We start from the raw sequence: 24185 nt of genomic DNA, 5'->3' as shown, positions 1-24185 counted from the left end.
GTCATGCAAACCATCGCACAAAAGCAAAATAACGAAGCGGTAGAGAACTTTGCCTCCGGCCTGGAAGTCGAGGGTCGTTCCCTGTGGGCGGACGCCCGTCGCCGCTTCCTGCGTAACCGCGCGGCCGTGGTCTCGCTGGCGGTACTGGCGTTGATCGCGGTGCTGGTAGCCATTGGCCCCAGCCTGTCCTCCTACACCTTCGACGAGATGGACTGGGAGAACATGGCGTCGGCACCGTCGCTGGCCAATGGCCATTATTTCGGTACCGATTTCCTGGGGCGTGACCTCTTTGTCCGTACCCTCGAGGGCGGTCGCATCTCCTTTATGGTGGGCATCATGGGCGCCCTGGTGGCGGTAGCCATCGGTACCCTGTATGGCTCCATCGCCGGTTACGTCGGTGGCCGTACCGACAACATCATGATGCGGACTCTGGAGATCCTGAACTCCTTCCCATTCATGTTCCTGGTGATCTTGCTGATGACCTTCTTCGGGCGCAGCCTGTTCCTGATCTTCCTCGCCATCGGTGCGGTGTCCTGGCTGGATATGGCCCGTATCGTGCGGGGCCTGACCCTGGGCCTGAAGAAGAAAGAGTTTGTGGAAGCGGCCATCGTGTCCGGCACCCCGACCAAGGACATCATCCTGCGTCACCTGGTGCCGAACGTACTGGGCATCGTGGTGGTGTACGCCTCGCTGCTGGTGCCGTCGATGATCCTGTTTGAATCCTTCCTCAGCTTCCTCGGCCTCGGTGTGCAGGAGCCCTACACCTCCTGGGGCGCACTGGTAAACGAAGGCGCGATGACCATGGAAGTGGCGCTGTGGCAGCTGGTGTTCCCGACCTCATTCCTGGTGGTGACCCTGTTCTGCTTTAACTACATCGGCGACGGCCTGCGGGACGCGCTGGATCCGAAAGACCGTTAAGGAGGCGCCATGAGCTTACTCTCAGTACAAGATCTGAACGTTAAGTTCACCACGCCGGACGGCGACGTCACCGCGGTGGACAAACTGAGTTTCGAACTGGCCGCGGGGGAAACCCTCGGCATCGTGGGCGAATCCGGCTCCGGCAAGAGCCAGACCGCATTCGCCATCATGGGCCTGCTGGCCAAGAACGGCCTGACCGGCGGCAGCATCCGCTTCCAGGGGCAGGAGATCCTGGGCCTGCCGCCGAAGGCGCTGAATAAGATCCGCGCCGAGCAGATCGCCATGATCTTCCAGGACCCGATGACCGCCCTGAACCCCTACATGAAAGTGGGACCGCAGCTGATGGAAGTGCTGATGCTGCACAAGGGCATGGGCGCCAAAGACGCCTTCGAGCACAGCGTGAAGATGCTGGATGCGGTGAAGATCCCGGAAGCACGTAAGCGCATGGACATGTACCCGCACGAGTTCTCCGGCGGTATGCGCCAGCGTGTGATGATCGCCATGGCGCTGTTGTGCCAGCCCAAGCTGCTGATCGCCGATGAACCGACCACCGCGTTGGATGTGACCGTACAGGCCCAGATCCTGGAGCTGCTGAACGAGCTGAAGAACGACTTCGGCACCGCCATCATCATGATCACCCACGATCTGGGTGTGGTGGCCGGTTTGTGTGACAAGGTGATGGTGATGTACGCCGGTCGTACCATGGAGTACGGCACCACCAACGAGGTGTTCTACCAGCCGAGCCACCCCTACACCAAGGGCCTGCTGTCGGCGATTCCGCGCCTCGATGGCGACGAAAGCGCGCTGCCCACCATTCCGGGCAACCCGCCGAACCTGCTGGCACTGCCCCCGGGCTGCCCGTTCAGCGCCCGCTGCCAGTTTGCGTCCGAGCGCTGCCACGCCGAGCCTGCGTCACTGGTGCACTTCGACGACAACCGTCAGCGTGCCTGTCACATCGCGATTGAGGAGGTGGCCGCATGAATCAGCCCCTGTTGAAAGCCAATGGCATCAAAGTGCGCTTCGGCATCAAGAAAGCGCAGAAGTGGCCGTGGGATCCGGTGCCGCAACTGAAAGCGGTGGACGGCGTTTCCTTTGAGGTGCAGCCCGGTGAAACCCTGGGTGTGGTGGGGGAGTCCGGTTGCGGCAAGTCCACCCTGGCTCGTGCCCTGATTGGCCTGGTGCCGATCAGTGAAGGGGAGGTGATCTTCAACGGCCAGAAGGTGAACCATCAGGACCCGGCGGCGATGAAGATCCTGCGTAAAGACGTGCAGATGATCTTCCAGGACCCGCTGGCCTCCCTTAACCCGCGGATGACCGTGGGTGAGATCATCGGTGAGCCGCTGCGCAACTACTACCCGGAGTGGAGCAAGGAGCAGGTGCAGGACGAAGTTCGTGCCATGATGGCCAAAGTGGGCCTGCTGCCTAACGTCATCAACCGCTACCCCCACGAATTCTCTGGCGGCCAGTGTCAGCGTATCGGCATCGCCCGTGCCCTGATCCTGCGTCCCAAGCTGGTGATCTGTGACGAGCCGGTGTCCGCCCTCGATGTGTCGATTCAGGCCCAGGTGGTGAACCTGCTGAAAGACCTGCAGCGTGAGATGGGGCTGTCCCTGATCTTTATCGCCCACGACCTGAGCGTGGTGAAGCACATCTCTGACCGCGTCATGGTGATGTACCTGGGTAACCAGGTGGAGACCGGCACCAGTGAGGAGCTGTACAGCAAGCCGTCACATCCCTACAGCCGTGCGCTGTTGTCTGCGGTACCGCTGCCGGACCCGGAGCAGGAGCGTCAGAAAGAGATCATCCTGCTGACCGGCGAACTGCCGTCGCCGATCAACCCGCCGTCGGGCTGTGTGTTCCGCACCCGCTGCCCGTCCGTGTGTGACAGCTGTGCCCAGCAGAAACCGGCTCTGGAGTCTTTGGGAGGCACCCATCAGGTGGCCTGCCCCCGTCACGATGTGGCGGCCTGATACGGCCTTTTCTCCAACCTGACAGAGCGCCCCACGGGGCGCTTTTTTTGTGGTCGGGGGAAGAGGGGCAATATTCCGCGGACCCTGTTACCTTGGCAACAAAGGGAAAGGGAGCCCAGTCATGACACGAGTCTGCATCATTGGCGCCGGACCATCCGGCTTTACGGCACTGAAGGCGTTGCGCGAGGCGGGCATCGAGACCGTCTGCTTTGAAGCCTCCGACGACATTGGCGGCAACTGGTACTACAACAATCCCAATGGCCAATCCGCCTGTTATCAGTCTCTGCATATCGACACCTCCAAAACCAAGGCGGGTTTCGATGACTTTCCAATGCCGGACGACTACCCCGATTTCCCCAGCCATCAGCAGATTTTTCAGTACTTCCAGAATTACGTGGCGCACTTCCAGTTGCGTCCCCATATCCGCTTCAACACCTGGGTGACCGAGGTAACGCCGGAATCGGGCGGCTGGCGGGTGGTGACCGACCAGGGGGAAGCGGCGCATTTTGACTACGTATTAGTGGCCAATGGCCATCACTGGAAACCGAGTTGGCCTGACTATCCCGGGGATTTCAGCGGAGAAACCCTGCACGCCCACAGCTATCGTCACCCCGGTGATCCCGTCCAGATGCAGGGTAAACGGGTGCTGGTGGTGGGGTTTGGCAACAGCGCCATGGACATCGCCTCGGAGCTGAGCCCCCGTTACCTGACGGAACGTTTGTGCGTCAGTGCCCGCCGGGGGGGCTACATCATGCCCAAGTACCTTTTCGGCCAGCCTGCGGATAAGGCGTTGCTGCCGCCCTGGGTGCCGGGCTGGCTGGCACGGCGACTGTTTCGCTGGGTCTACCGGTTCACTGTGGGTGACGTCACCCGTTGGGGCATTCAGCAACCGGATCATCAACCTCTGGAAGCCCATCCATCGGTATCGGGGGAGTTTCTGCAGCGGTTGGGCAGTGGCGATATCGAGATGCGGCCAGCGATTGAGCGGCTGGCGGGGGATGAAGTGGTGTTCAGCGATGGCCGCCAAGAGCGCTTCGATGTGTTGGTTTTCGCCACTGGCTACGACATCAGCTTCCCGTTCCTGCCGGAGGGGCTGGTGCCGTTGGATGATAACCGACTGCCGTTGTTTAAGCGGCTGCTGAGGCCGGAGCACCCCAACCTGATTTTCCTGGGACTGGCGCAGGCATTGCCGTCATTGCTGAACCTGGCACAAGTGCAGATGCGCCTGGTGGTACCGCTTATTCAGGGGCGCTATCGGTTGCCGTCGGCGGCGGAGATGGAGGCGGCCATTGCTGCGGATGAGCAGGCTCATGGTGGCCACTACTACGCGTCCCGTCGCCACACGATGCAGCTCGATTTTGCCCGGTATGAGCGGGAGATTGCGACTGAACTGAAGCGGGGAGTGTCCGCCCGGCGAGGAGGCAATCGGGTGGAGAAACAATCGGCTTAGTAACAAACCCTTTACTGATCCGGGTCAAAAAAAATGGGTCAGCAGAGGCGCATGATGAAATGGAACCCCCCAAAGGAGGACTCTAACGATGATAGTTGCCGACCACAGCCTGGTGAACGAATTCCCCGCCTACGTTGAACAGATCCAGGAGCTGAACCTTTCCGACGACACCTTCCATCAGTTGTATAACCAGTATCACGAGCTTGACCGTGAAATCCGCCGCATTGAGGAGGGCCTGGAGGCCGCCGCGGACGAGGCGCTCGAAGGCATGAAGAAGCAACGCCTGCAGTTAAAAGACGAGCTGTACCAGCGCATTCAAGCCGCGTGAGGAATAGGGGCCCAATGGGCCCCTCCCTGTTTCCGAAGACAAAAAAGGAGGCGTTTCGCCTCCTTATTGCTGGGGTTTGCGGACTCAGTCCACCAGGCCGTATTGATCCTTGAGGATCTGAATGATCTCGGCCTTCGGGTTGTCCGACAGCACCAGTTTTTCACCGGTGATCTTCTCAGCGATGTCGACGTAAGTTTTGGACACCGCCATCAGAACCTCTTCCGGCAGGGCGTTATCACGAGCCAGCGCGCTGCGCTCGGCCATCCGGTCTTTGTTGAGCAGGATGTCCGGGTCGGGGAAGTGGCTCAGCAGCAACTGGCGGAAGCCCTCTTTGGAGTTCTCCACCACCTTACCATCGCGGTAGGCCGGGCCGTCCCAGATGCGGGAGGAATCCGGGGTACCTACTTCATCCATGTAGATCAGCTTTTCATTGCCGGCGGCGTCGGTGACGTAACCGAACTCGAACTTAGTGTCGACAAACACCTGGTCCAGCTGGGCCAGGGCATCGGAGATCACATCAAAGCCCTGCTTAAGCAGCAGCTCATAGCGGTCGATGTCTTCACGGCTGCGGAAGTTGAACGCCTCGAAATTGTCTTCGATGTTCTGACGGGTGATGTTGACGTCGTCCACGGCAGGAACGCCCGGAATGCCTTCCAGAATGCCCTTAGTGGAGGGGGTGATCAGCAGCTCCGGCAGTTTCTGGTCTTTCTCCAGACCTTCCGGCAGTTCGATACCACAGAAGTTGCGCTCGCCCTTGCTGTAGGCGCGCCACATGGAACCGGTGATGTACTGACGGCAGATCGCCTCGATCATGACCGGCTTGGCTTTCTGGACGATCCAGACAAAGGGGTGCGGAATGTCGAGAATGTGGCTGTCGGCCAGACCCTGCTCTTTGAACAGGCGGAACCAGTGGTTGGAGATGGCGTTCAGGGCCGCGCCCTTGCCGGGGACACCATTCATGCCACCTTCGCCGTGCCAGATGCAGTCAAAGGCACTGATGCGGTCAGAGATGACCATGATGGCCAGCGGCGCATCCTCGGCCACGTCGTAGCCTTTTTCCTTGATCAGGCGGCGGCTGTCGGCTTCAGTCAGCCAGTAAACCGAGCGGACTTTACCGGAGTGCACCGGCAGTTCGGTGCGGATGGGGAGATCGTTGTTAACGGCCAAGACTTTATCAGCAAGACTCATTGCAACTGTCCTGTAGTTGTAGGTAGAGGTAAGTGGGCGGGAACCTGCCGTGGCTATTGGATTTATTCGCTTTTTTGGCTTGTGGCTCCCGGCGCCGCACAGGATACCAAAAGCCGTCGCCCGGCCCTAGCGTTGTGACGACTTTTTACGCACTGGCGCAGCCAATCCGGCTGCTCAAAAAATCGCCTGTGCTTTTGGCCCCGCCTTGGGTAGAATACGCCTCCCCAAATTCCATGAGGCCCCCGATGAAGCGCACCTTTTCCGTAGCCCCGATGTTGGACTGGACTGACCGCCACTATCGCTACTTTGCCCGACTGATCTCCCGTCAGGCGCTGCTCTATACCGAGATGGTCACCACCGGTGCCATTATCCACGGTAAGGGCGATTACCTGGGCTTTAACGAGGAAGAGCACCCGGTGGCGCTGCAACTTGGTGGCAGCAACCCGGCGGACTTGGCCCATTGCGCCAAGCTGGCGGAGCAGCGCGGCTACGACGAAGTGAACCTCAACGTCGGCTGCCCCTCTGATCGGGTTCAGAATGGCCGTTTCGGTGCCTGCCTGATGGCGGAGCCGCAGCTGGTGGCCGACTGCGTCAAGGCGATGCAGGACGTGGTCAGCATTCCGGTGACGGTGAAAACCCGCATCGGCATCGATGAGCAGGACAGCTACGAGTTCCTGACCCGCTTTATCGACACCGTGGCCAGCGCCGGCTGCGACATCTTTACCATCCATGCCCGCAAGGCCTGGCTGCAGGGGCTGAGCCCGAAAGAGAACCGTGAGATCCCGGAGCTGATCTACGATCGTGCCTATCAGGTGAAGCGGGACTTCGCCCACCTCAACATCTCCGTCAACGGTGGCATCACCACGCTGGAGCAGTGCGAGGCGCACCTGCAGCACCTGGATGGCGTAATGGTGGGCCGTGAGGCGTACCAGAATCCCTATATGATGGCAGAGGTGGATCAGCGCCTGTACGGCGATGACCGTCCGGTACTGAGCCGTGCTGAGGTGGTGGAGCAGATGATTCCCTATCTGGAGCGCCATATCTCCAACGGCGGCCGTGCCAACCACGTCACCCGCCATATGCTGGGGCTGTTTAACGGCATGCCGGGCGCCCGTCAGTGGCGTCGTTACCTGGCCCAGAATGCCCACCTGCCGGGCATGGGCGCTGAGCTGCTGGCGGACGCTTTGGCCAGCATGCCGGAGGCGGCTCGCGAGGCGTAATGCACTCGGTGGTGGATTTGACTATGGCGTTGGTCAAATCCACCATTTCCTCAACCCTTCCCCATATGCGCCAATCCTTCCCAACACCTGCAAAAATAAAGTTCCTTTTAAAACAGTGGTTTATCTGTTTTTGAAAAGTTGGCACGCCCCTTGTTAATACCTTGTTGTATTCGAGACACATGGCACACCAATCAGAGGGAATGAATCATGTCACGCTTCAACACTGTTCGTCGCACCTTGCTCGCCACCCTGGCCGTATCAGCGTTGTTGGCTCCTACTGCTCATGCGGGCGAAACCCAAACCCTGGCCCAGGCCATTGACGCCGCCATCCGCGCTTCACTGAATGAGGTCCGTTCCGAAGTGAACCGCGACGTTACCCAGTCAGTGAAACAGCAGGTGAAAGACGCGTTCGGTCCGACCCGCGTGGAACAACCCCAGCTGCTGGCTAAGCGCATTGATGTGCAAGGCGTTGGAGGGAGCAAGTGATGGGCATGATGCAACCCACACTTTGGGTCATGGTTATGCCGCTGCTGGGTTGGGCTCTCAGCGCAGTGGTGGCACTGGGGCTGGACCGGCTGATGCCGCGTCGCCGCCCCCGTAAATAGGGGAGAAGAGACAATGGAAAGGCTTACACCTCGACCGCAAAGCTGGTGCTTCGGCGTTATCGCTGGCGTCAGCCACCGGCTGCAATGGTCCACCGGTTGGACCCGCCTGGCGGTAGTGGGCCTGGCTCTGTTGGCACCGGTGAAAGTGGTGCTGATCTACCTGGCTGCCGCCTGGCTGTTACCGACGTCATGGCGTGGCTGCTGATCACTTTACTGCTGTGCCTGATCCTGTTGATCGGCGTGGTGGACATCCGTTCAGTGGCGCTGGGCGAGTGGGGCACCTGGTGGCCCCTGTTGCTGGCCCTGATCGGATTCGGAATTCTCCTTGGGCGATGGATTGGTCGCCTGTGGCTGGGACGGCGCCGTAACGCCGACCGCCAATCGTAAGCTAGCGCAACCGAGCTTGGCCCCGCAGATGCGGGGCCCTTTTTTTAGCGTTTGGCCAGCTTGGCAGCAATGACCGCACGGGTCTCATCGCTGACCAGGTGGTCAGAGAATCGTGCCAGTTCGGCTTCCATCACCGCGGCCAGATCATGGGGTTGGGCCTGCTTGAGCAAGGCTTTGGTGGCCATCAGGGCTTTCGGGGGACGAGTGGCCAACTGTTGGGCTTTCTCCAGGGCATAAGGCAGCACCTGCTCTGCGGCGACCACCGCATTGATAAGGCCGATCTGCTCTGCGGTCTGCACATCAAAGGGCTCGCCAAACATCAGCAACTCGGCGGCCTTAGGGTAACCGCACAGGGCCGGCAGCAGGGCGCTGGAACCCGCTTCCGGCACCAGCCCCAGATTCACAAAGGGCAGCTGGAATTTGGCGGTGTCGCTGGCGTAAACCAGATCGCAGTGCAGCAACACCGTGGTGCCGATGCCCACCGCCGCACCGGATACCGCTGCCACCAAGGGCTTAGTCAACTTCGGCAGCAGCTGGATAAATTGAATCACCGGTGTCTCTGCGGTGAGTGGGCCACTCTGCAGAAAATCGTTGAGGTCGTTGCCGGCGGTGAAACAGTGGGCGTCACCCTGAAGCAGAATCACGCGGATGGCATCGTCCTGCTCCGCTTCGGTCAGGGCCTGAGACAATGCTGAATACATCTGTTGCGTCAGTGCATTACGCTTGTCCGGGCGGTTGAGGGTCAGTACCATGACGGCATTGTCACGGTGCACGGTTATGAGGTCCATGGTCTCTCCTGAGGTGCGGTCCTGTTGCACAAAACTCAGTCTAAAGGATGGTGATTGATGTTTAAACGCTTGTTTGGATTTTTCCCCCTGCTGTGCGCGCTGCCTGCAATGGCAGCCATTGAAGTGTCCGATCCTCAGGTGCGTGCCATGCCACCAAGCGTGCCCAATACGGCGGGCTACCTGGTACTGACCAGCACCGATAAGGACGATGCCCTGGTGGGGGCCCGCTGTGAGGGTGTGAAAACCACCGAGTTGCACACCCTGCTGCAGCAGGACGGCATGATGAAGATGCGCCCGGTGGAGGCGATTGAGCTGAAAGCCGGCGATGCTGTGGCTCTGACCGAAGGCGGCTATCACCTGATGATGATGGGCCTGCAACAGCCGCTGGAAGAAGGGAAAACGCTAAGCTGTGAACTCCGGTTCCGCTATGCGGCACCGCAGTCGGTGGCCTTCACCGTGACCCGAATGGGCGGTGAGGACGAGGGCCACCATCATCACCATCACCACTAAACAAGGAGGGCGCCATGGTCGCCGTCAATAAGAAAGCCCTGGGCATCGGCATCGCGGTTGTGGTGCTGATCAACTACTTGATTGCGGTTTGGTGGAGTTTCGAGCCGGACCCCATCAGCGCCGAACAGTTGCGCCCACAGAGTGGGCAAGCGGTGGTGGGCTATGCCACCACCACGGCGGTGATTGATGTGGCGACCACCCTGCTGGACAAGCCGGGTGGCTTTCTCTCAAACGACATCATGCCGCCTTCCGTGATGATGGATAATATGCCGGCGTTTGAGTTTGGTGCGCTGGAACAGCTGCGTGATATCTCGTTGATGATGCGCCGGGAGTTCTCCCGTTCGCAGTCGCAATCGGCGGAAAATAAAGACCTGCAGGTGGCGCAGCCCAAGTTCAATATCGACCATCGCAGCTGGATGGTGCCGCGGGCCGAGTCGGAATACCGCGATGCCATCAAAGCGCTGGAGCGTTACCGGGCTGACATCCTGGATGCCAATAACCAGGATGCCCAGTTTTACGCTCGCGCCGATAACCTGGTGAGCTACCTCGATGAGGTGGGCAAGCGCCTGGGCAGCTTGTCCCAGCGCCTCGCAGCCAGTGTCGGCCAGGAGCGCCTGAACACCGATCTGGCCGGTGACACCGGCGCCCGTCAGTCCACCGGGTCCTCCGGCAGCAGCATGGTCCGCACCAGCTGGTGGAAGATCGATGACGTGTTTTATGAAGCACGCGGCCATACCTGGGCGCTGCTGGCGTTTATGACCGCCATTGAAGAAGATTTTGGCCCGGTACTCGATAAGAAGAATGCCCGGGTCAGCCTCCAGCAGATCATCCGGGAGCTTGAAGCGACCCAGGAGACGGTCTGGAGCCCGATGATTCTGAACGGCAGTGGCTTTGGCCTGGTGGCTAACCACTCCCTGGTGATGGCCAATTACATCTCCCGGGCGAATGCCGCGCTGATCGACCTAAAACAACTACTGACTCAAGGATAAATCGAACCATGAAGTTGAAACCGAGCATGTTGGCTGTCGCCCTGGCGGCAGTATGTGCGGTGCCGGCCCAAGCGGATGTGCTGGGCGTCAAGGCCGGTATGGACCTGTACTTTGTTTCCACCAACGGTGAGTTGCAGGGTGATGAGGCGGCCTGGAAGGACAAGAACCGCATCAGTGCTTACGCCGCGTTTGAGCACTTTATCCCGATCGTGCCGAACCTGATGGTGCGTTACAACGCCATGGGTACCGTGGGTGATGGCGGTGCCAGCAACGGCGCCGATCTGGACCTGACCAACACCGATTTCATCTTCTACTACGAGCTGCTGGACAACCCGGGCATCGAACTGGACCTGGGTGTGAACTACCGTCTGTACAGTGGTGAAGCCAGCCGTGACGGCAGCTGGGACAGCCAGGACATCGATAAAGGCGTGTTTATGGGTTACGCCCGCAGCCGCTTTAACCTGGTGGGCACCGGCCTGTTTGCCTTTGCCGACGTGGCGCTGACCAACTACTCCGACCGCAAGATCAGCGACTACCAGCTGGGTCTGGGTTATGGCCTCGGCCTCTTCGCGTTCGACCTGAACCTGCGCGGCGGCTACCGTCAGCACGACTTTGACGTGAAGAACTTTAATGGCATCACCGCCGACGTGAGTCAGGATGGCTGGTTCCTGGGCGCTGAACTGGCGTTCTGAGGCATCCTCCAGAGACAAAAAAACCCGCCTATTGGCGGGTTTTTTAATGCGGTGACGCTTACTGCTTCTGGTCGCCGTCGCTGTCGGCGGCAGTGGCCTGACGCAGACCCTGGTTGATCATCGCCACGTCCTCTTCGGACAGCGTGCCGGCAGCCTGTTTCAGGGCCAGTACCGCAATGATGTAACCGTAACGGGCATCGGACAGCTGCTGCTTGGCGCTGTACAGCTGCTGGGTGGAGTTCAGCACGTCAACGATGGTACGGGTACCCACTTCAAAGCCCGCCTCGGTGGCCTTCAGGGCGCTTTCCGCGGAAACCACGGACTGCTCGAAGGCGCGGATGGAGCTGATGGACGCGTTCACGTTGTTGAGGCTGGCACGCAGGTTACGAACCACGTTGCGGTGGGTCTCTTCCAGGCTCTGCTGGGCGCCCACGTAGTTGTAGTTGGCCTGTTTAACCTGGCTGGATACTGCGAAGCCGGAGAAGATCGGCACCTTCACTTCCACGCCCAGGCTGCCTTCGCCGTTATCCGGGGTGTTACTGAACTCGGCGTTCTCGTTGTAGCTGGCGACAAAGCCGACGCTCGGCAGGTGACCGGTTTTGGCCAGGCTGATCTGCTGCTTGGCAATCTCAACACCCAGACGGTCGATCAGCAGCTGCAGGCTGGAATCTTCCGCGATGGTCTGCCACTGCTCATGGCTGGTCGGGGTCGGTGCACTCGGGCTGAAGCGGGCGGTATCGAGCACGTTCAGGTCGTCGTGGGCGAGGCCGGTGATCTCACGCAGCGCTTCGTAGCTGTTCTCCAGGTTGTTCTGGGCCTGGATCTCGTTGGCCACGGCCAGGTCAAACTGGGCCTGGGCTTCATGCACGTCGGTGATGGCGGTCAGACCCACGGCAAAACGCTGCTTGGTTTGCTCCAGCTGGCGCTCAATGGCGCGCTTGTTGGCTTGAACAAAGTCCAGGTTGTCCTGGGCGGACAGTACGTCAAAGTAGGCCTGGGAGACACGCACGATCAGGCTCTGGATCTGCAGGCTGTAAGCCAGTTCCGCCTGGCTGGCGGCTTGCTTGGTCAGATCCAGGTTGACGTAGTTGGCGTGATTGTAGATGGTCTGATCCAGGCGCAGGCCGGCGTTAAAGCCGTCGTCTTCGCGGTCGGACACTTCACGGTTGTAGAAGGTGTTGCTGTAGCCCAGGGTCGCGTTGATTTGCGGCAACAGGCTGGCGCGGCTCTCGCCGATGGCTTCATAAGCGGCGTCACGGTTGGCGCGGGCTTGCAGCAGGATGGGATCCTTGGCCAGAGCTTGCTGGTAGATCTGCAGTAGATCGTCGGCGTGTACGGCGGAGGAGGCGGAGGCCAGGCCGACAGCCAGACAGACGGAACGCAGTTTGAAGTTCATTCCTAATCCTTAATTTCTTCACAAAAACGAGCCCGCCTGAGGACAGGCCGGCTGAAATGTTGGCGGGTACCCCGCGAGTTCCCCTAGACGACGATGACTTTGACAGCGATAGTTAACTGAATCCTTAGCTGTTAAGTCAACGTAAATTGACGCGCTAAGTGTAACAGAACACATATAAATCTGGCTGAATGAGAGATAAATAACAGAGGAAAAATGTCGAAATACCGGGTCCAGAAGTACGGGAAATCCGAATTAACCATCCTGCAACGAGAGCCGTTGTTCCAGGGCTTCTTTGAAATGGAAGCGGTGACGTTTACTCACCAGCGGTTTGATGGCCAATGGAGCGAGCCGGTCCGGCGCGAGGTGTTCGAGCGCGGCGATGCCGCGGTTATCCTGCCTTACGACCCGATCAGCGATCAGGTGATTCTGGTCGAACAACTCCGTGTACCTGCTGCCCGCACCAGTGAAACGCCCTGGTTGCTGGAGTTGCCTGCCGGCATTATCGAAGCCGGAGAGGCGCCGGAGTCGGTGGCCCGCCGTGAACTGGAAGAGGAGACCGGCCTGGCCGCCAAAAGCCTGACCTTCCTTTACAGTTACTTACCCAGTCCGGGGGCATGCTCGGAACGGCTTTACCTTTATCTGGCCGAAGTGACTGCGCCAGCCGCAGATGCCGGACAGGGCGTATTTGGTCTGGATGATGAGCACGAGGACATTCTGCGCCATGTGGTCAGCCGCGAGCAGGCGATGGCGTGGATAGAGGATGGCACCATCGACAACGCCAGCACCATTTTGGGACTGCAGTGGCTGGCGCTGAAACGGCACGCGTTGTTTGGGTCTGAAGGGTAATGGCACGGCGCTATGTGCCCGACCTCAGGCGCTTTCTGGGGATCTGCGGTCGTAACTACCAATCTCTGCAACGACTCCTGGCGCGGGCCCAGCGACACCAGGGAGATGGCCCCTATTACTGGCGCCATCAGCATCAGCAAGTGGAATTGCGGATCTGTGTGCTGGAGCGCACACCCTACACCGAATTATTGGAGCTAGAGCGAATTTCTGATCCCATCCCCCACGTAACGGTGCCAAAAATGAGCATCCGGCTGTATCATGACGCCCGATTGGCAGAAGTGTTAACAAGCCAGCAGATTTCGCGGCTGTTACCAGTGTATGAGTATCCGAATGATCATATGCTGCAGCCCAACGAGAAATTTCAGGTGAACATGTTTCTTGCCGAGTTGTTGGCTCAGTTCAACCAGCGAGAATGGCTGACCGTCAACCGGAGCGAGGAGAGTCGGAAAACGTGACAATCTGTGTGGATACCCTCACCCCCAAGGATGAGAATGGGGTGATCCGCCTGGCCCAGATCAGTGACCCCCACCTGTTCGCCAACAAGGCAGCAGGGTTTCTTGGTATCAATCCCTGGCAAAGCCTGAGCGCGGTCGTTGAACAACTGGCCGAGGAAGCCCCGCTTGACCTGCTGTTGGTCACCGGCGACATCAGCCAGGATCACAGTGCCACCGCCTACCTGCATTTCGCCGACGCCGTTGCGCCGTTGGCGCTGCCTACCTATGCCTTGCCGGGCAACCATGACGCCCCCAAACTGATGAGTGAAACGCTGCGGGATACCTCAGTGCAGTACGGTCGTCGTATCCTGGCAGGCGGTTGGCAGATCCTGTTGCTGGACTCCACCGTACTGGGTTTACCGGCAGGCCACCTGGCGCTGGACGAGCTGCGTTGGTTGCACGGGGTGTTGAACAGCACCGAATCCTGCCCGACCCTGGTTGCCTTGCATCACCACCCCAAGCCCACCGGCTGCGCCTGGCTGGATCAACACGGTTTGGACAATGGTGTCGAATTTTTGTCCCTGCTCAGTCGCTTTCCCCAAGTGAAAGCGGTGCTTTGGGGACACGTTCATCAGGAGATGGACCTCTGGCATGAGCACATCCGCCTGCTGGCGGTGCCCTCTACCAGCATCCAGTTTCTGCCGAAAAACGACGGTTTCGCCCTTGATTTGGCGCAGCCGGGTTATCGAATGCTGAACCTCCACCCGGACGGCACCCTGACCACCGAGGTCAAGCGCGTAGCCGGCTCGGCGTTTCTGCCGGACCACAGCGCCACGGGGTATTGATCCGGCGGAGGACAAGGAAAGGATCCCATGCTCCTCTATCTGCACGGCTTTAACAGCGCCCCCAGTTCGACCAAGGCCACCCAGGTGGCCCGGTATATGGCCACCCATCACCCTGGTGAAGCGGTGGCTTTTCCCCGTTTGGCGACCGCGCCGTTGGCGGTGCGCGAGCAGATCCTGCCGCTGGCACACAGCGCCCTTAACAGTGGCGAACCCCTGCGCTTGATGGGCAGCTCTCTGGGCGGCTACCTGGCCAGCTACCTGCTGGAAACGCTGGTGGCGGATACCGGGCCAGAGCAGTTGCGCGCGGTGCTGGTGAATCCGGCGGTTCGCCCTTACGAACTGCTGGCAGAGTATATCGGTGAGCAGGAGAACCCCTATACCGGCGAGCGCTATCGCGTTGAGCCTGAACACATGGGCCATCTGCAGTCGCTGGATACCCCCTCACTGCTGCAACCCGAGCGCTATATGGTTCTGTTGCAAACCGGGGATGAGGTACTGGATTATCGCCAGGCCGAAACCAAGTACGGTCGCAGCCAATTGCACATTGAGCAGGGCGGTGACCACAGTTTTCAAGGGTTTGAGCAGCGCCTCCCTGAGGCGATGGCCTTTTTGGGGCTGGCTTGAACCAACGCCGGGGCCATGGCTATGATGGCCCGATAACGCCTAATTGGAACACCCGATGAGCAACCAATACACCTCTGATGCCATTGAGGTACTCAGTGGATTGGAGCCGGTGCAGAAGCGCCCCGGCATGTACACCGATACCACCCGCCCGAACCACCTCGGCCAGGAAGTGATCGACAACAGTGTCGATGAAGCTTTGGCCGGTCATGCCAGTGAGATCCAGGTGATTCTGCACCCGGACCACTCGTTGGAAGTGATCGACGATGGTCGCGGCATGCCGGTGGATATCCACCCGGAAGAGGGGGTGCCCGGGGTCGAGCTGATCCTCTGTCGCCTGCACGCCGGGGGTAAGTTCTCCAACAAGAACTACCAGTTCTCCGGTGGTCTGCACGGGGTGGGGATCTCGGTGGTGAACGCCCTGTCCCGCCGGGTGGAGGTGACCGTTCGTCGCGATGCCCAGGTGTACGAGATCGCCTTTGAACATGGCGCCAAGGTGCAGGATTTGACCGTCACCGGTACCTGCGGTCGCCGCAACACCGGCACCCGGGTGCACTTCTGGCCGGACCCCAAATACTTCGACTCTGAGAAGTTCTCGTCCTCGCGGTTGATCCACCTGCTGCGCGCCAAGGCGGTACTCTGCCCCGGCCTCAAGATCCGCTTTGACGACAAGATCAAAGGGGAGCGCCACGAGTGGTACTTCGAAGACGGTCTGCGCGATTACCTGGTGGATGCCGTCAAAGAGTGGCCGAAACTGCCGGAAGAGCCCTTTGTGGGCAGCTTCTCCGCCAACAATGAAGCGGTGGACTGGGCGGTACTCTGGCTGCCGGAAGGGGGCGACAGCGTAAGCGAGTCCTACGTCAACCTCATCCCCACCGCCCAGGGCGGTACCCACGTCAATGGTTTCCGTCAGGGCCTGCTGGAAGCGATGCGGGAGTTCTGTGAATTCCGCAACCTGCTGCCCCGCGGCATCAAGCTCGGTCCGGAAGACATCTGGGACAAGGCCAGCTACATCCTGTCCACCAAGATGCAGGACCCCCAGTTTGCCGGCCAGACCAAAGAACGCCTCTCGTCACGCCAATCCTCCGCCTTTGTGTCCGGCGTGGTGCGGGATGCCTTCAGCCTGTGGCTGAACGAGCACACCGACCAGGCTGAACTGCTGGCGGAGCTGTGCATCAACAACGCCCAAAGCCGTCTGCGCAAAGCCAAGAAGGTGGCGCGTAAGAAGGTCACGTCCGGCCCGGCCCTGCCGGGTAAGCTGACCGACTGTTCCGGCCAGGACGCCAGCCGTGGCGAACTGTTCCTGGTGGAGGGGGACTCTGCGGGCGGCAGCGCCAAACAAGCTCGGGACAAAGAGTTCCAGGCCATCATGCCGCTGCGCGGTAAGATCCTGAACACCTGGGAAGTGGACGCGGCCCAGGTGCTGGCGTCGCAGGAGGTGCATGACATCTCCGTGGCCATCGGCTGCGACCCGGATTCCGACGACATCAGCGGTCTGCGTTACGGCAAAATCTGCATCCTCGCCGATGCGGACTCCGACGGACTGCACATTGCCACCCTGTTGTGTGCGCTGTTTATGCAGCACTTCCGCACCCTGGTAGAGCGTGGCCACGTCTACGTGGCGATGCCGCCGCTGTTCCGGGTCGATGTGGGCAAAGAGGTGTTCTACGCCCTCGATGAGGGGGAGAAACAGGGCATCCTCGACCGCATCAAGGCCGAGAACAAGCGCGGTAAGGTGCAGGTGACCCGATTTAAGGGTCTGGGTGAGATGAACCCGGTGCAGTTGCGGGAAACCACCATGGACCCGAACACCCGCCGCCTGGTGCAGCTGACCGTGGATGACGCGGAAGCCACCATGGCACTGATGGACATGCTGTTGGCCAAGAAGCGCTCCGGCGACCGCAAAGAGTGGCTGGAACGCAACGGCGACCTGGCTGACCTCGACAACTAAAGGAAACCAAGGATGACTCTGGGACGGATCCTGATCATCTCGCTGGCGATGCTGGCGCCAGCGGTCTTTGCTGACCCGGCGCTAACTCAGGCCCGCCTGCCCGAAGGCTTCAAACTGGAGCTGTATCTTGATGGCGTGGAAAACGCCCGACAGATGGCCTGGGGCGACGAGGGCACGCTGTTTGTTGGCTCCCGCAAGGCGGGCAAGGTGCACGCGGTGACCGACAGCAACGGTGACGGTGAACCGGACCAGGTTCGGGTGCTGGCGGAAGGGCTGTTTTTGCCCTCCGGCATCGCCTTTCGGGACGGCGACCTGTACGTGGCGGCGGTCAGTCAGGTGCTGGTCTACCGCGATGTGGAATCGCGCCTGACCAACCCCGGTGAGCCCGAAGTGTTGGTGGATGACCTGCCCAGTGACGCCCACCACGGTTGGAAGTACCTGGACTTTGCCCCGGATGGGCGGCTGGTGGTGCCGGTGGGCGCCCCCTGCAACATCTGCAATCCGGAGGAGCCCTACGCCACCATCCTGGCCATCGATTTGGATAAGGGACGGCGTGAGGTACTGGCTCGTGGCGTGCGCAACTCGGTGGGGTTCGACTTCCACCCGCAGACCGGCCAGCTCTGGTTTTCCGATAACGGTCGCGACCATATGGGCGATGACCTTCCGCCGGATGAGATTAACCGGCTGGAGAAAGTGGGCGATCACTTCGGCTATCCCTATTGGCATGGCGGCGAAGTGGCCGACCCGGAATACGTTGCACCCGAGGCGATGAAGACCCGCTTTGTCGACCCGGTGGCGCGCCTGCAGGCCCATGTGGCTCCGCTGGGTGTGCATTTTTACCAGGGCGAGCAGTTTCCCGCCCGCTACCGTAACGCCTTGTTTATTGCCGAGCACGGCAGCTGGAACCGCAGCAGCAAGGTGGGTTACCTGATCAGTGCGCTGATCCCCGGTGACGGCGATAACGGCGGCTACGAAGTGGTGGTGGACGGTTGGCTGGATGGCCAGACTCCGCTGGTCCGTCCGGTGGCCTTTTTGCCCCACCCGGACGGCTCGCTGTTGATATCAGACGATTACAAAGGCCGGATTTACCGGCTCAGTTACAACCCCGGCGACGCCGGAAAGTGAGAACCATGACCGACCACAATGCGATGAGTCTGGAGGGCGTAGAGCAACAGCCTCTGCGTCAGTTCACCGAGCAGGCCTACCTGAATTACGCCATGTACGTGATCATGGACCGGGCCCTGCCGCACATCGGGGACGGCCTGAAACCGGTGCAGCGGCGCATCATCTACGCCATGAGCGAGCTGGGCCTGTCTGCCACCGCCAAGTACAAGAAATCCGCCCGTACCGTGGGTGACGTGCTGGGTAAATACCACCCGCACGGCGACAGCGCCTGTTACGAAGCGATGGTGCTGATGGCACAGCCCTTCACCTATCGCTACCCGCTGGTGGACGGTCAGGGTAACTGGGGTGCCCCGGATGACCCGAAATCCTTCGCCGCGATGCGTTATACCGAATCGCGCCTGTCACGCTTCTCCGAAGTGCTGCTGTCCGAGCTGGGGCAGGGCACCGTGGAGTGGGGCCCCAACTTTGACGGCACCCTGAAAGAGCCCAAGCTGCTGCCCTCCCGCCTGCCGCACATCCTGCTCAATGGCGTGACCGGCATCGCCGTGGGCATGGCCACCGACATCCCGCCCCATAACGCCCGGGAAGTGGCGGCCGCCTGTGCCCACCTGCTGGAAAACCCCAAGGCGGAACTGGAAGAGCTGATGGGCTTTGTCCAGGGGCCGGACTACCCGACCGCCGCTGAGATCATCACCCCCAGAACCGAGATCGCCAAGATCTACCAGACCGGCCGTGGTTCGGTGAAGATGCGCGCGGTGTACCAGGTGATCGACGGCGAGATCGTCATCACCGCACTGCCGCATCAGGTGTCCGGCAGCAAGCTGATTGAGCAGATCGCCAGCCAGATGCAGGCCAAGAAGTTGCCGATGGTGACTGACCTGCGGGACGAGTCCGACCATGAGAACCCGGTGCGCCTGGTGATCGTGCCGCGCTCCAACCGCATCGATCTGGACCAGGTGATGGCGCACCTGTTTGCCACCACCGATCTGGAGAAGAGCTACCGGGTGAACCTCAACATGCTGGGCCTGGATAACCGCCCCGGCGTGCGTGACCTGAAATCGATCCTGAGCGAGTGGCTGGTGTTCCGTACCGACACCGTCCGTCGCCGTCTGCAGTACCGACTCGACAAAGTGCTGGCCCGTCTGCATATCCTCGATGGCCTGCTGATCGCCTTCCTCAATATCGACGAAGTGATCGAGATCATCCGCAGTGAGGATGAACCCAAAGCCGCCCTGATGAGCCGCTTTGGCCTGTCCGAGAAGCAAGCGGAAGCGATCCTCGAGATCAAGCTGCGCCAGTTGGCCAAGCTGGAAGAGATCAAGATCCGCGCCGAGCAGGAGGAGCTGGCCGCCGAGCGCGACAAGCTGCAAACCATTCTTGGCTCCGAGCGTCGCCTGAAGACGCTGGTGAAGAAAGAGCTGCTGGCGGACGCTGAAACCTATGGCGATGACCGTCGCAGCCCGCTGGTGGAGCGTGGTGAAGCCCGCGCCCTGACCGAGCAGGAGCTGACCCCGGCGGAACCGGTCACCGTGGTGATGAGCCAGAAGGCCTGGGGCCGCTGTGCCAAGGGCCACGATGTGGAACCGGAATCCCTCTCCTACCGCGCCGGTGACGGATACCTCGCCCACGCCCGTGGCCGCAGTAACCAGCCGGTGGTGTTCCTGGAGAGTTCCGGCCGCGCCTACACCACTGAGCCGCACTCGCTGCCGTCGGCCCGCAGCCAGGGAGAGCCACTGTCCGGCCGCTTTAACCTGGTGGCCGGGGCCCGTCTTGAGCACGTGGTGATGGGCCAGGATGACGACCACTACCTGATGGCCACCGACGCCGGCTACGGCTTTGTCGGCCAGTTTAAGGAGATGGTCAGCCGCAATAAGGCCGGTAAGGCGTTGTTGACGGTGCCCACCGGGGCCGAGATCCTGCCGCCGCAGCGCATCCGCGATCAGGCCAATGATCGCCTGCTGGCGATCAGCACCGAAGGCCGCATGTTGCTGTTCCCGCTGTCCCAACTGCCGGTACTGGCCAAGGGCAAAGGCAACAAGATCATCGGCATCCCGTCGGAGCGCGCCAAGAGCCGCGAAGAGTACGTCAAACACCTGGTGGTACTGCCCCAGGGCGCGCAGATCACCCTGTGGGCCGGTAAGCGCAAGCTGACTCTGAAAAGCAGCGATCTGGAGCACTACCTGGGTGAACGTGGCCGCCGTGGTAACAAGCTGCCACGTGGCTTGCAGCGGGTCGATAAGGTCGACGTCAGCGACACCGAAACCGAGTAAGGTTTTTCACCGGGGCCCAATGTGGCCCCGGTGCTTTTTTGGGGCTGGTCCTGTCGTTAAACAGGCCCTATAGTGGGCCGAAAAAAATGACTCAGGGACCGAGATGCACCCCCGTTTTCCCCCCAACTTTCCGCGCCAGCAACAGTTTGAACACTATCAGGACACCGCACTGCCCTATGTCGGCATCTGCGCCGATCTGGACGTGCACCATCTGCTGGCCTACTGCCGTCAACATCAGCTGTCCGCCTACCGGGCCATCCTGTTTGCCTGCACCCGGGTGACCGAGGAGCTGACCTGGATGCGCTGGCGCATCCGCGACGGTGGAGTGGTGGAGCACCAGCAGCTCGACTGCGCCGTCACCGCCATGGGGGAAGACCAGCAAGTGCGCTTTACCAGCATCCCCTGGCAGCCGGACTGGGCCAGCTTTAATGCCGCCGCCGAAGCGGTACTGGCGCAGGCCAGTGGCTCTGATCAGCTTTACAATGGCAGCCCGGAGGGCACCGACAATCTGGTGTACCACTCCTGTGTGCCGTGGTTGCGCTTTACCCAGATGGTGCAGCCGATGCCGATGAACCCCGCCTGTTCCGTGCCGCGCATTATGTGGGGCAAATACGATGTTCAGCCGGAGCGCACCCTGATGCCGTTGATTATTCAGGCCCATCATGGGCTGGCGGACGGTTTGCACCTGGCCCAGTTCTTCCAGGTGCTGCAATCCTACCTGGACGCTCCCGAGCGCTGGCTGACGGTCTGAATACTCAGCGCACAAGCGTTAACCGAAATCGTTGCCTGAGGGGCGACCAATCCCTATACTGGGCGGCCTTTTGTTTCCGGAGTTGTGTGCGTGCTGTTGCTAATCCGTTCATTGCTGTTAGCGGTTTTGCTGGTGCTGGTGTTCCTGCTTTCCCTGATTTACGCGCTGTTCCAGCCGTTCCACCGGGACAACGTACACCGGATCGCCCGCTACTTTGGTAAGGTCTCTCCGCTGCTGGGTGTGAAAGTGATCCGCCGTGGTCAGGAGTACCTGCCGAAAGACCAGGCTGTGGTGTTCGTGGGCAACCACCAGAACAACTACGATCTGTTTATCCAGAGCAGCATGGTGCCCAAGGGGACCGTGAGCATCGGTAAGAAGAGTCTGGTGTGGATCCCGCTGTTTGGTCAGCTGTACTGGCTGAGCGGCAATATCCTGATCGACCGCGCCAACCGCTCCAAGGCGATTGCCACCATTGAGAACGCGACCCGCAAGATCCGTGATTCCGCCCTGTCGGTGTGGATCTTCCCGGAAGGCACCCGCTCCCGTGGCCGTGGCCTGCTGCCGTTCAAGAGTGGCGCGTTTCACACCGCCATTCAGGCGGGTGTGCCGATTGTGCCGGTGATCTCCTCCTGCCAGAACGACATCCATCTGGGTCGTCGCAAAAATGGTGTGGTAATTGTTGAGGCGATGGAGCCGATCTGCACTGCTGGTCTGGGCCGTGAAGATGTGCGTGAACTGGCTCAGCGTGTTCACGATGCGATGCAGAAACGCTTTGACGAGTTGAGTGCCGAGGCACGCAGACTCGGCCAGAGCGCCGCGGTATAATGCCCACCATTGCGTGAGGAGATAGACACCCATGGCCATTGAACAATTGATTGCCGAACAGCAGGAAGAGACCCGCGAAATCGTTGAGGCCCTGCTGGAAGACGGTTCCGTAAAGGACGCCCAGTACACCATCGAGCACCACTTCGCCAGCGCCGACTTTGAAGCGCTGGAGAAGGTGGCGGTGGACGCCTTTAAAGCCGGCTTTGCGGTGGAAGACGCCGAAGAGGTGGAGCTGGACGACGGTGCCATCGTGTACTGCTTCGATGCCGTGACCGAGCACGAGCTGGACATCGAGCGTCTGGATAAGGATTGCGAAGCCCTTATCCGCCTGGCCGAGAAGCACGAAGTGCTTTACGACGGGTGGGGAACCTACTTTGTCGAGTCGGAAGACGCGGCAGAGTAATCACAACAAGGCAGCCTACGGGCTGCCTTTTGTTTTGCCCTGCTGGCCGTTTGACTTGGCTATAGTTGAACTTTAGCCCGGACTCAAAGAGGCAGTCGATGAAGGAGTTTGTGGGAGAAGATCGGCGGCACGTTCAGCGCCGTCAGCAACCGGACCGGCGCGCCGCATTGCGCTGGGAACCGCTCAAGGGAGAGCGTCGCACGGGACCAGGACGACGCAAAGAGGACCGGCTCAGGACTTACGCTCTGTAAGGCTTTTCTGCCAGAACGCCACATCCAGCCAACGACCAAACTTAAATCCCACCGCCGTCAGGGTGCCTTGGTGGCGGTAGCCCAGTTTCTGGTGCAGCGCCGCGCTGGCCGGGTTGGGCTGGGTCAGCACGCCTAATACCTCACGGATCCCTTGAGCGGCGAGGGCATCGAGCAATGCCCGGTAAAGGCGGCTGCCCCGGCCACCGCCAATGCAGTCCGGCGCCAGGTACACGGTGGTCTCGGCGCAGTAGCGGTAGGCGCTGCGGGGTTTGAAATGGTTGCCATAGGCGTAGCCGACGCAGCGGCCCTGCTCCTCCAGCACCAGCACCGGATAGGTGGCCGCGATGGCGGTCAGGCGCTCCGTCATCTGTGCATCACTCAGTGCCACCTCCTCGAAGGTGGCGATCTCATGCTCGACGTAGTGGTTGTAGATGGCGGTGATGGCGGGGATGTCACCGGGCTGGTAGGGACGAATCATCAGGCCACTTCCACCCGGTTGCGGCCGTTCTGTTTGGCCTGATAAAGGGCCCGGTCCGCTTCCTCAAACCAGGCCTGGGCACTGGCCAGGCTGTGCTGGTAAGGGCAGAGCCCGAGGCTGACCGTGATATTGAGTGACTGCGGCACCTTCATCACCATCTCCTCCACCGCTTCACGCAGGCGCTCGGCCAGAATGCGGCCCTGCTCGGGTCGGGTTTCGGTCAGCAGGATGACGAACTCCTCGCCCCCGTAACGGGCCACCAGATCGGTCTTGCGCAGGGAGCGGGCCAGCAGGTTTCCCAGTTCATTGAGCACCTGATCGCCGACGGCGTGACCATGCTGGTCATTGACCTGCTTAAAGTGGTCCACATCCACCACCAGCAGACAGCTGGGTGGCTGGTAACGGCGACAGCGCTGAAACTCCTGTTCCAGCGCCTGCTCCCATTGGCGGCGGTTGGCCAGTCCGGTCAGCGGGTCGATCTGGCTCAGTCGCTCCAGCTTCTCATTGGCGTCGGTCAGCTGGCGTCGGTCGGCGGCCTGAACACTGACGTCATAGAGGATCAGCGCTGCATGGCTGACCTCACCACGCAGGTCCTGCAAAGGCTGCACGGTCATGTTCTGGCACATCATTTGATTGCCGCCGGTGATGGGGCGGGAGTACCTGAACGGAAAGACAAAGGGGCGCTGCTCCCACACGGTAAAGGAGCGGCTGTTGAGCAAAAACGCCGCTTCCAGTTTGCTGATCAGCCACTCTTTGGGGAGGTCCGGAAACAGGTCAAACAGCGACTGGTCGCGCACCTGCTTGGCGCTGAGGCCGGAGTGGTTCTCCATAAAGCCATTCCACAGCTGCACCTGATAATCGCGGTTGATCACCACCAATCCCACCTCAATGCCTTGCAGCAGTTGGGTCAGGCGGTGCAGGTGTTCAATTTCGTGCTCGTTCAC

27 protein-coding genes are annotated in these 24185 nt (G+C 60.5%); 22 read left to right on the top strand and 5 right to left on the bottom strand.

Annotated elements, in window-relative coordinates:
* The first annotated feature begins 3 nt into the window (after nucleotides 1-3).
* The 5 genes from oppC to FBAL_RS16875 all read left to right on the top strand — a co-directional run bounded on the left by oppC (nucleotide 4) and on the right by FBAL_RS16875 (nucleotide 4666).
* Nucleotides 4-918, top strand: a complete 915-nt coding sequence (oppC, locus tag FBAL_RS16895) for an oligopeptide ABC transporter permease OppC (protein ID WP_013346807.1) — start codon at nucleotides 4-6, stop codon at nucleotides 916-918.
* Nucleotides 919-927: 9 nt separating this feature from the next.
* Entirely contained in the window at nucleotides 928-1899 is a 972-nt protein-coding gene (gene oppD / locus FBAL_RS16890; protein WP_013346806.1) for an oligopeptide ABC transporter ATP-binding protein OppD, read from the top strand.
* Entirely contained in the window at nucleotides 1896-2888 is a 993-nt protein-coding gene (gene oppF, locus FBAL_RS16885) for a murein tripeptide/oligopeptide ABC transporter ATP binding protein OppF (protein ID WP_013346805.1), read from the top strand. The genes oppD and oppF overlap by 4 nt, the downstream gene beginning before the upstream one ends.
* Before the next feature lie 121 nt (nucleotides 2889-3009).
* A complete protein-coding gene (locus tag FBAL_RS16880; RefSeq protein ID WP_013346804.1) occupies nucleotides 3010-4338 on the top strand; it encodes a flavin-containing monooxygenase in 1329 nt (442 codons plus the stop codon).
* Nucleotides 4339-4426: 88 nt separating this feature from the next.
* Nucleotides 4427-4666, top strand: a complete 240-nt coding sequence (locus FBAL_RS16875; protein WP_013346803.1) for an HP1242/YdcH family protein — start codon at nucleotides 4427-4429, stop codon at nucleotides 4664-4666.
* An 84-nt stretch (nucleotides 4667-4750) separates the two neighbouring features.
* Here the strand turns inward: FBAL_RS16875 and FBAL_RS16870 are convergent, their stop codons facing one another.
* On the bottom strand, nucleotides 4751-5854 hold the full coding sequence (locus tag FBAL_RS16870) for a phosphoribosylaminoimidazolesuccinocarboxamide synthase (RefSeq protein ID WP_013346802.1): 1104 nt from the start codon (nucleotides 5852-5854) through the stop codon (nucleotides 4751-4753).
* A 245-nt stretch (nucleotides 5855-6099) separates the two neighbouring features.
* Between FBAL_RS16870 and dusA the strand changes: the two genes are divergently transcribed.
* The 4 genes from dusA (at nucleotide 6100) to FBAL_RS16850 (ending at nucleotide 8066) form a co-directional block, all read left to right on the top strand.
* Entirely contained in the window at nucleotides 6100-7074 is a 975-nt protein-coding gene (gene dusA, locus FBAL_RS16865; protein ID WP_013346801.1) for a tRNA dihydrouridine(20/20a) synthase DusA, read from the top strand.
* 207 nt (nucleotides 7075-7281) lie between these two features.
* A complete protein-coding gene (locus tag FBAL_RS16860; RefSeq protein ID WP_013346800.1) occupies nucleotides 7282-7560 on the top strand; it encodes a hypothetical protein in 279 nt (92 codons plus the stop codon).
* Nucleotides 7561-7692: 132 nt separating this feature from the next.
* Entirely contained in the window at nucleotides 7693-7884 is a 192-nt protein-coding gene (locus tag FBAL_RS16855) for a PspC domain-containing protein (protein WP_013346798.1), read from the top strand.
* A complete protein-coding gene (locus FBAL_RS16850) occupies nucleotides 7869-8066 on the top strand; it encodes a hypothetical protein (RefSeq protein ID WP_013346797.1) in 198 nt (65 codons plus the stop codon). Before FBAL_RS16855 ends, FBAL_RS16850 begins: the two co-directional genes overlap by 16 nt.
* Before the next feature lie 44 nt (nucleotides 8067-8110).
* Here the strand turns inward: FBAL_RS16850 and FBAL_RS16845 are convergent, their stop codons facing one another.
* Nucleotides 8111-8854: an enoyl-CoA hydratase gene (locus FBAL_RS16845; protein WP_013346796.1), complete on the bottom strand. Its 744-nt coding sequence runs from the start codon at nucleotides 8852-8854 to the stop codon at nucleotides 8111-8113.
* A gap of 57 nt (nucleotides 8855-8911) precedes the next feature.
* Between FBAL_RS16845 and FBAL_RS16840 the strand changes: the two genes are divergently transcribed.
* From FBAL_RS16840 to FBAL_RS16830, 3 genes are read left to right on the top strand one after another with little or no spacing between them, the layout of a single operon-like run.
* Nucleotides 8912-9364, top strand: coding sequence for a copper chaperone PCu(A)C (locus FBAL_RS16840; RefSeq protein ID WP_041251348.1), 453 nt, complete (start codon nucleotides 8912-8914; stop codon nucleotides 9362-9364).
* Between the two features lie 14 nt (nucleotides 9365-9378).
* A complete protein-coding gene (locus tag FBAL_RS16835) occupies nucleotides 9379-10353 on the top strand; it encodes a DUF2333 family protein (RefSeq protein ID WP_013346794.1) in 975 nt (324 codons plus the stop codon).
* Between the two features lie 8 nt (nucleotides 10354-10361).
* Entirely contained in the window at nucleotides 10362-11045 is a 684-nt protein-coding gene (locus FBAL_RS16830) for a TIGR04219 family outer membrane beta-barrel protein (RefSeq protein WP_013346793.1), read from the top strand.
* A gap of 58 nt (nucleotides 11046-11103) precedes the next feature.
* Here FBAL_RS16830 and tolC read toward each other — a convergent pair whose 3' ends face one another.
* The gene (gene tolC / locus FBAL_RS16825) at nucleotides 11104-12441 is read right to left on the bottom strand and encodes an outer membrane channel protein TolC (protein WP_013346792.1); all 1338 of its coding nucleotides are present in this window, start codon (nucleotides 12439-12441) and stop codon (nucleotides 11104-11106) included.
* Between the two features lie 213 nt (nucleotides 12442-12654).
* Here tolC and FBAL_RS16820 point away from each other — a divergent pair, with 213 nt between their 5' ends.
* From FBAL_RS16820 to rraB, 10 genes are all read left to right on the top strand, one after another.
* Nucleotides 12655-13287, top strand: a complete 633-nt coding sequence (locus FBAL_RS16820; RefSeq protein WP_013346791.1) for an NUDIX domain-containing protein — start codon at nucleotides 12655-12657, stop codon at nucleotides 13285-13287.
* Nucleotides 13287-13742, top strand: coding sequence for a DUF1249 domain-containing protein (locus FBAL_RS16815; protein ID WP_013346790.1), 456 nt, complete (start codon nucleotides 13287-13289; stop codon nucleotides 13740-13742). The genes FBAL_RS16820 and FBAL_RS16815 overlap by 1 nt, the downstream gene beginning before the upstream one ends.
* Nucleotides 13700-14566 (top strand): 3',5'-cyclic-AMP phosphodiesterase, encoded by an 867-nt coding sequence (gene cpdA / locus FBAL_RS16810; RefSeq protein WP_083771243.1) that lies wholly within the window; start codon nucleotides 13700-13702, stop codon nucleotides 14564-14566. The genes FBAL_RS16815 and cpdA overlap by 43 nt, the downstream gene beginning before the upstream one ends.
* Before the next feature lie 27 nt (nucleotides 14567-14593).
* Nucleotides 14594-15190, top strand: a complete 597-nt coding sequence (locus FBAL_RS16805) for a YqiA/YcfP family alpha/beta fold hydrolase (protein WP_013346788.1) — start codon at nucleotides 14594-14596, stop codon at nucleotides 15188-15190.
* Nucleotides 15191-15245: 55 nt separating this feature from the next.
* Nucleotides 15246-17138 (top strand): DNA topoisomerase IV subunit B, encoded by a 1893-nt coding sequence (gene parE / locus FBAL_RS16800; RefSeq protein WP_013346787.1) that lies wholly within the window; start codon nucleotides 15246-15248, stop codon nucleotides 17136-17138.
* Between the two features lie 12 nt (nucleotides 17139-17150).
* Nucleotides 17151-18263 carry a PQQ-dependent sugar dehydrogenase gene (locus FBAL_RS16795; RefSeq protein ID WP_013346786.1) on the top strand — a complete coding sequence of 371 codons (1113 nt, stop codon included), beginning with the start codon at nucleotides 17151-17153 and terminating at the stop codon, nucleotides 18261-18263.
* Between the two features lie 5 nt (nucleotides 18264-18268).
* Nucleotides 18269-20533 (top strand): DNA topoisomerase IV subunit A, encoded by a 2265-nt coding sequence (gene parC, locus FBAL_RS16790; RefSeq protein WP_013346785.1) that lies wholly within the window; start codon nucleotides 18269-18271, stop codon nucleotides 20531-20533.
* Between the two features lie 103 nt (nucleotides 20534-20636).
* On the top strand, nucleotides 20637-21284 hold the full coding sequence (locus FBAL_RS19720; protein WP_013346784.1) for a CatA-like O-acetyltransferase: 648 nt from the start codon (nucleotides 20637-20639) through the stop codon (nucleotides 21282-21284).
* Nucleotides 21285-21374: 90 nt separating this feature from the next.
* Complete coding sequence (locus tag FBAL_RS16780) at nucleotides 21375-22109, top strand: 1-acylglycerol-3-phosphate O-acyltransferase (protein WP_013346783.1); 735 nt, start codon at nucleotides 21375-21377, stop codon at nucleotides 22107-22109.
* Between the two features lie 31 nt (nucleotides 22110-22140).
* Complete coding sequence (gene rraB, locus FBAL_RS16775; protein WP_013346782.1) at nucleotides 22141-22512, top strand: ribonuclease E inhibitor RraB; 372 nt, start codon at nucleotides 22141-22143, stop codon at nucleotides 22510-22512.
* Nucleotides 22513-22743: 231 nt separating this feature from the next.
* Here the strand turns inward: rraB and FBAL_RS16770 are convergent, their stop codons facing one another.
* Nucleotides 22744-23241, bottom strand: coding sequence for a GNAT family N-acetyltransferase (locus tag FBAL_RS16770; protein ID WP_013346781.1), 498 nt, complete (start codon nucleotides 23239-23241; stop codon nucleotides 22744-22746).
* Nucleotides 23241-24185: a sensor domain-containing diguanylate cyclase gene (locus tag FBAL_RS16765; RefSeq protein ID WP_013346780.1), complete on the bottom strand. Its 945-nt coding sequence runs from the start codon at nucleotides 24183-24185 to the stop codon at nucleotides 23241-23243. Before FBAL_RS16765 ends, FBAL_RS16770 begins: the two co-directional genes overlap by 1 nt.

The sequence above is a fragment of the Ferrimonas balearica DSM 9799 genome (assembly GCF_000148645.1).
Lineage (GTDB): Bacteria > Pseudomonadota > Gammaproteobacteria > Enterobacterales > Shewanellaceae > Ferrimonas > Ferrimonas balearica.
Note: the sequence above shows the minus strand (reverse complement) of the source record. Positions and strands in the feature narration are given on the sequence as shown.

Excerpts from the sequence above, each read along its gene's own strand:
- rraB (WP_013346782.1), top strand. The coding sequence starts at position 22,141 with ATGGCCATTGAACAATTGATTGCCGAACAGCAGGAAGAGACCCGCGAA.
- FBAL_RS16850 (WP_013346797.1), top strand. The coding sequence starts at position 7,869 with ATGGCGTGGCTGCTGATCACTTTACTGCTGTGCCTGATCCTGTTGATC.
- oppD (WP_013346806.1), top strand. The coding sequence starts at position 928 with ATGAGCTTACTCTCAGTACAAGATCTGAACGTTAAGTTCACCACGCCG.
- FBAL_RS16855 (WP_013346798.1), top strand. The coding sequence starts at position 7,693 with ATGGAAAGGCTTACACCTCGACCGCAAAGCTGGTGCTTCGGCGTTATC.
- oppF (WP_013346805.1), top strand. The coding sequence starts at position 1,896 with ATGAATCAGCCCCTGTTGAAAGCCAATGGCATCAAAGTGCGCTTCGGC.
- FBAL_RS16795 (WP_013346786.1), top strand. The coding sequence starts at position 17,151 with ATGACTCTGGGACGGATCCTGATCATCTCGCTGGCGATGCTGGCGCCA.
- FBAL_RS16840 (WP_041251348.1), top strand. The coding sequence starts at position 8,912 with ATGTTTAAACGCTTGTTTGGATTTTTCCCCCTGCTGTGCGCGCTGCCT.
- cpdA (WP_083771243.1), top strand. The coding sequence starts at position 13,700 with ATGGCTGACCGTCAACCGGAGCGAGGAGAGTCGGAAAACGTGACAATC.
- FBAL_RS16845 (WP_013346796.1), bottom strand. The coding sequence starts at position 8,854 with ATGGACCTCATAACCGTGCACCGTGACAATGCCGTCATGGTACTGACC.
- FBAL_RS19720 (WP_013346784.1), top strand. The coding sequence starts at position 20,637 with ATGCACCCCCGTTTTCCCCCCAACTTTCCGCGCCAGCAACAGTTTGAA.
- FBAL_RS16875 (WP_013346803.1), top strand. The coding sequence starts at position 4,427 with ATGATAGTTGCCGACCACAGCCTGGTGAACGAATTCCCCGCCTACGTT.
- FBAL_RS16870 (WP_013346802.1), bottom strand. The coding sequence starts at position 5,854 with ATGAGTCTTGCTGATAAAGTCTTGGCCGTTAACAACGATCTCCCCATC.
- oppC (WP_013346807.1), top strand. The coding sequence starts at position 4 with ATGCAAACCATCGCACAAAAGCAAAATAACGAAGCGGTAGAGAACTTT.
- FBAL_RS16805 (WP_013346788.1), top strand. The coding sequence starts at position 14,594 with ATGCTCCTCTATCTGCACGGCTTTAACAGCGCCCCCAGTTCGACCAAG.
- FBAL_RS16815 (WP_013346790.1), top strand. The coding sequence starts at position 13,287 with ATGGCACGGCGCTATGTGCCCGACCTCAGGCGCTTTCTGGGGATCTGC.
- FBAL_RS16770 (WP_013346781.1), bottom strand. The coding sequence starts at position 23,241 with ATGATTCGTCCCTACCAGCCCGGTGACATCCCCGCCATCACCGCCATC.
- FBAL_RS16880 (WP_013346804.1), top strand. The coding sequence starts at position 3,010 with ATGACACGAGTCTGCATCATTGGCGCCGGACCATCCGGCTTTACGGCA.
- tolC (WP_013346792.1), bottom strand. The coding sequence starts at position 12,441 with ATGAACTTCAAACTGCGTTCCGTCTGTCTGGCTGTCGGCCTGGCCTCC.
- dusA (WP_013346801.1), top strand. The coding sequence starts at position 6,100 with ATGAAGCGCACCTTTTCCGTAGCCCCGATGTTGGACTGGACTGACCGC.
- FBAL_RS16820 (WP_013346791.1), top strand. The coding sequence starts at position 12,655 with ATGTCGAAATACCGGGTCCAGAAGTACGGGAAATCCGAATTAACCATC.
- FBAL_RS16830 (WP_013346793.1), top strand. The coding sequence starts at position 10,362 with ATGAAGTTGAAACCGAGCATGTTGGCTGTCGCCCTGGCGGCAGTATGT.
- parE (WP_013346787.1), top strand. The coding sequence starts at position 15,246 with ATGAGCAACCAATACACCTCTGATGCCATTGAGGTACTCAGTGGATTG.
- FBAL_RS16860 (WP_013346800.1), top strand. The coding sequence starts at position 7,282 with ATGTCACGCTTCAACACTGTTCGTCGCACCTTGCTCGCCACCCTGGCC.
- FBAL_RS16835 (WP_013346794.1), top strand. The coding sequence starts at position 9,379 with ATGGTCGCCGTCAATAAGAAAGCCCTGGGCATCGGCATCGCGGTTGTG.
- parC (WP_013346785.1), top strand. The coding sequence starts at position 18,269 with ATGACCGACCACAATGCGATGAGTCTGGAGGGCGTAGAGCAACAGCCT.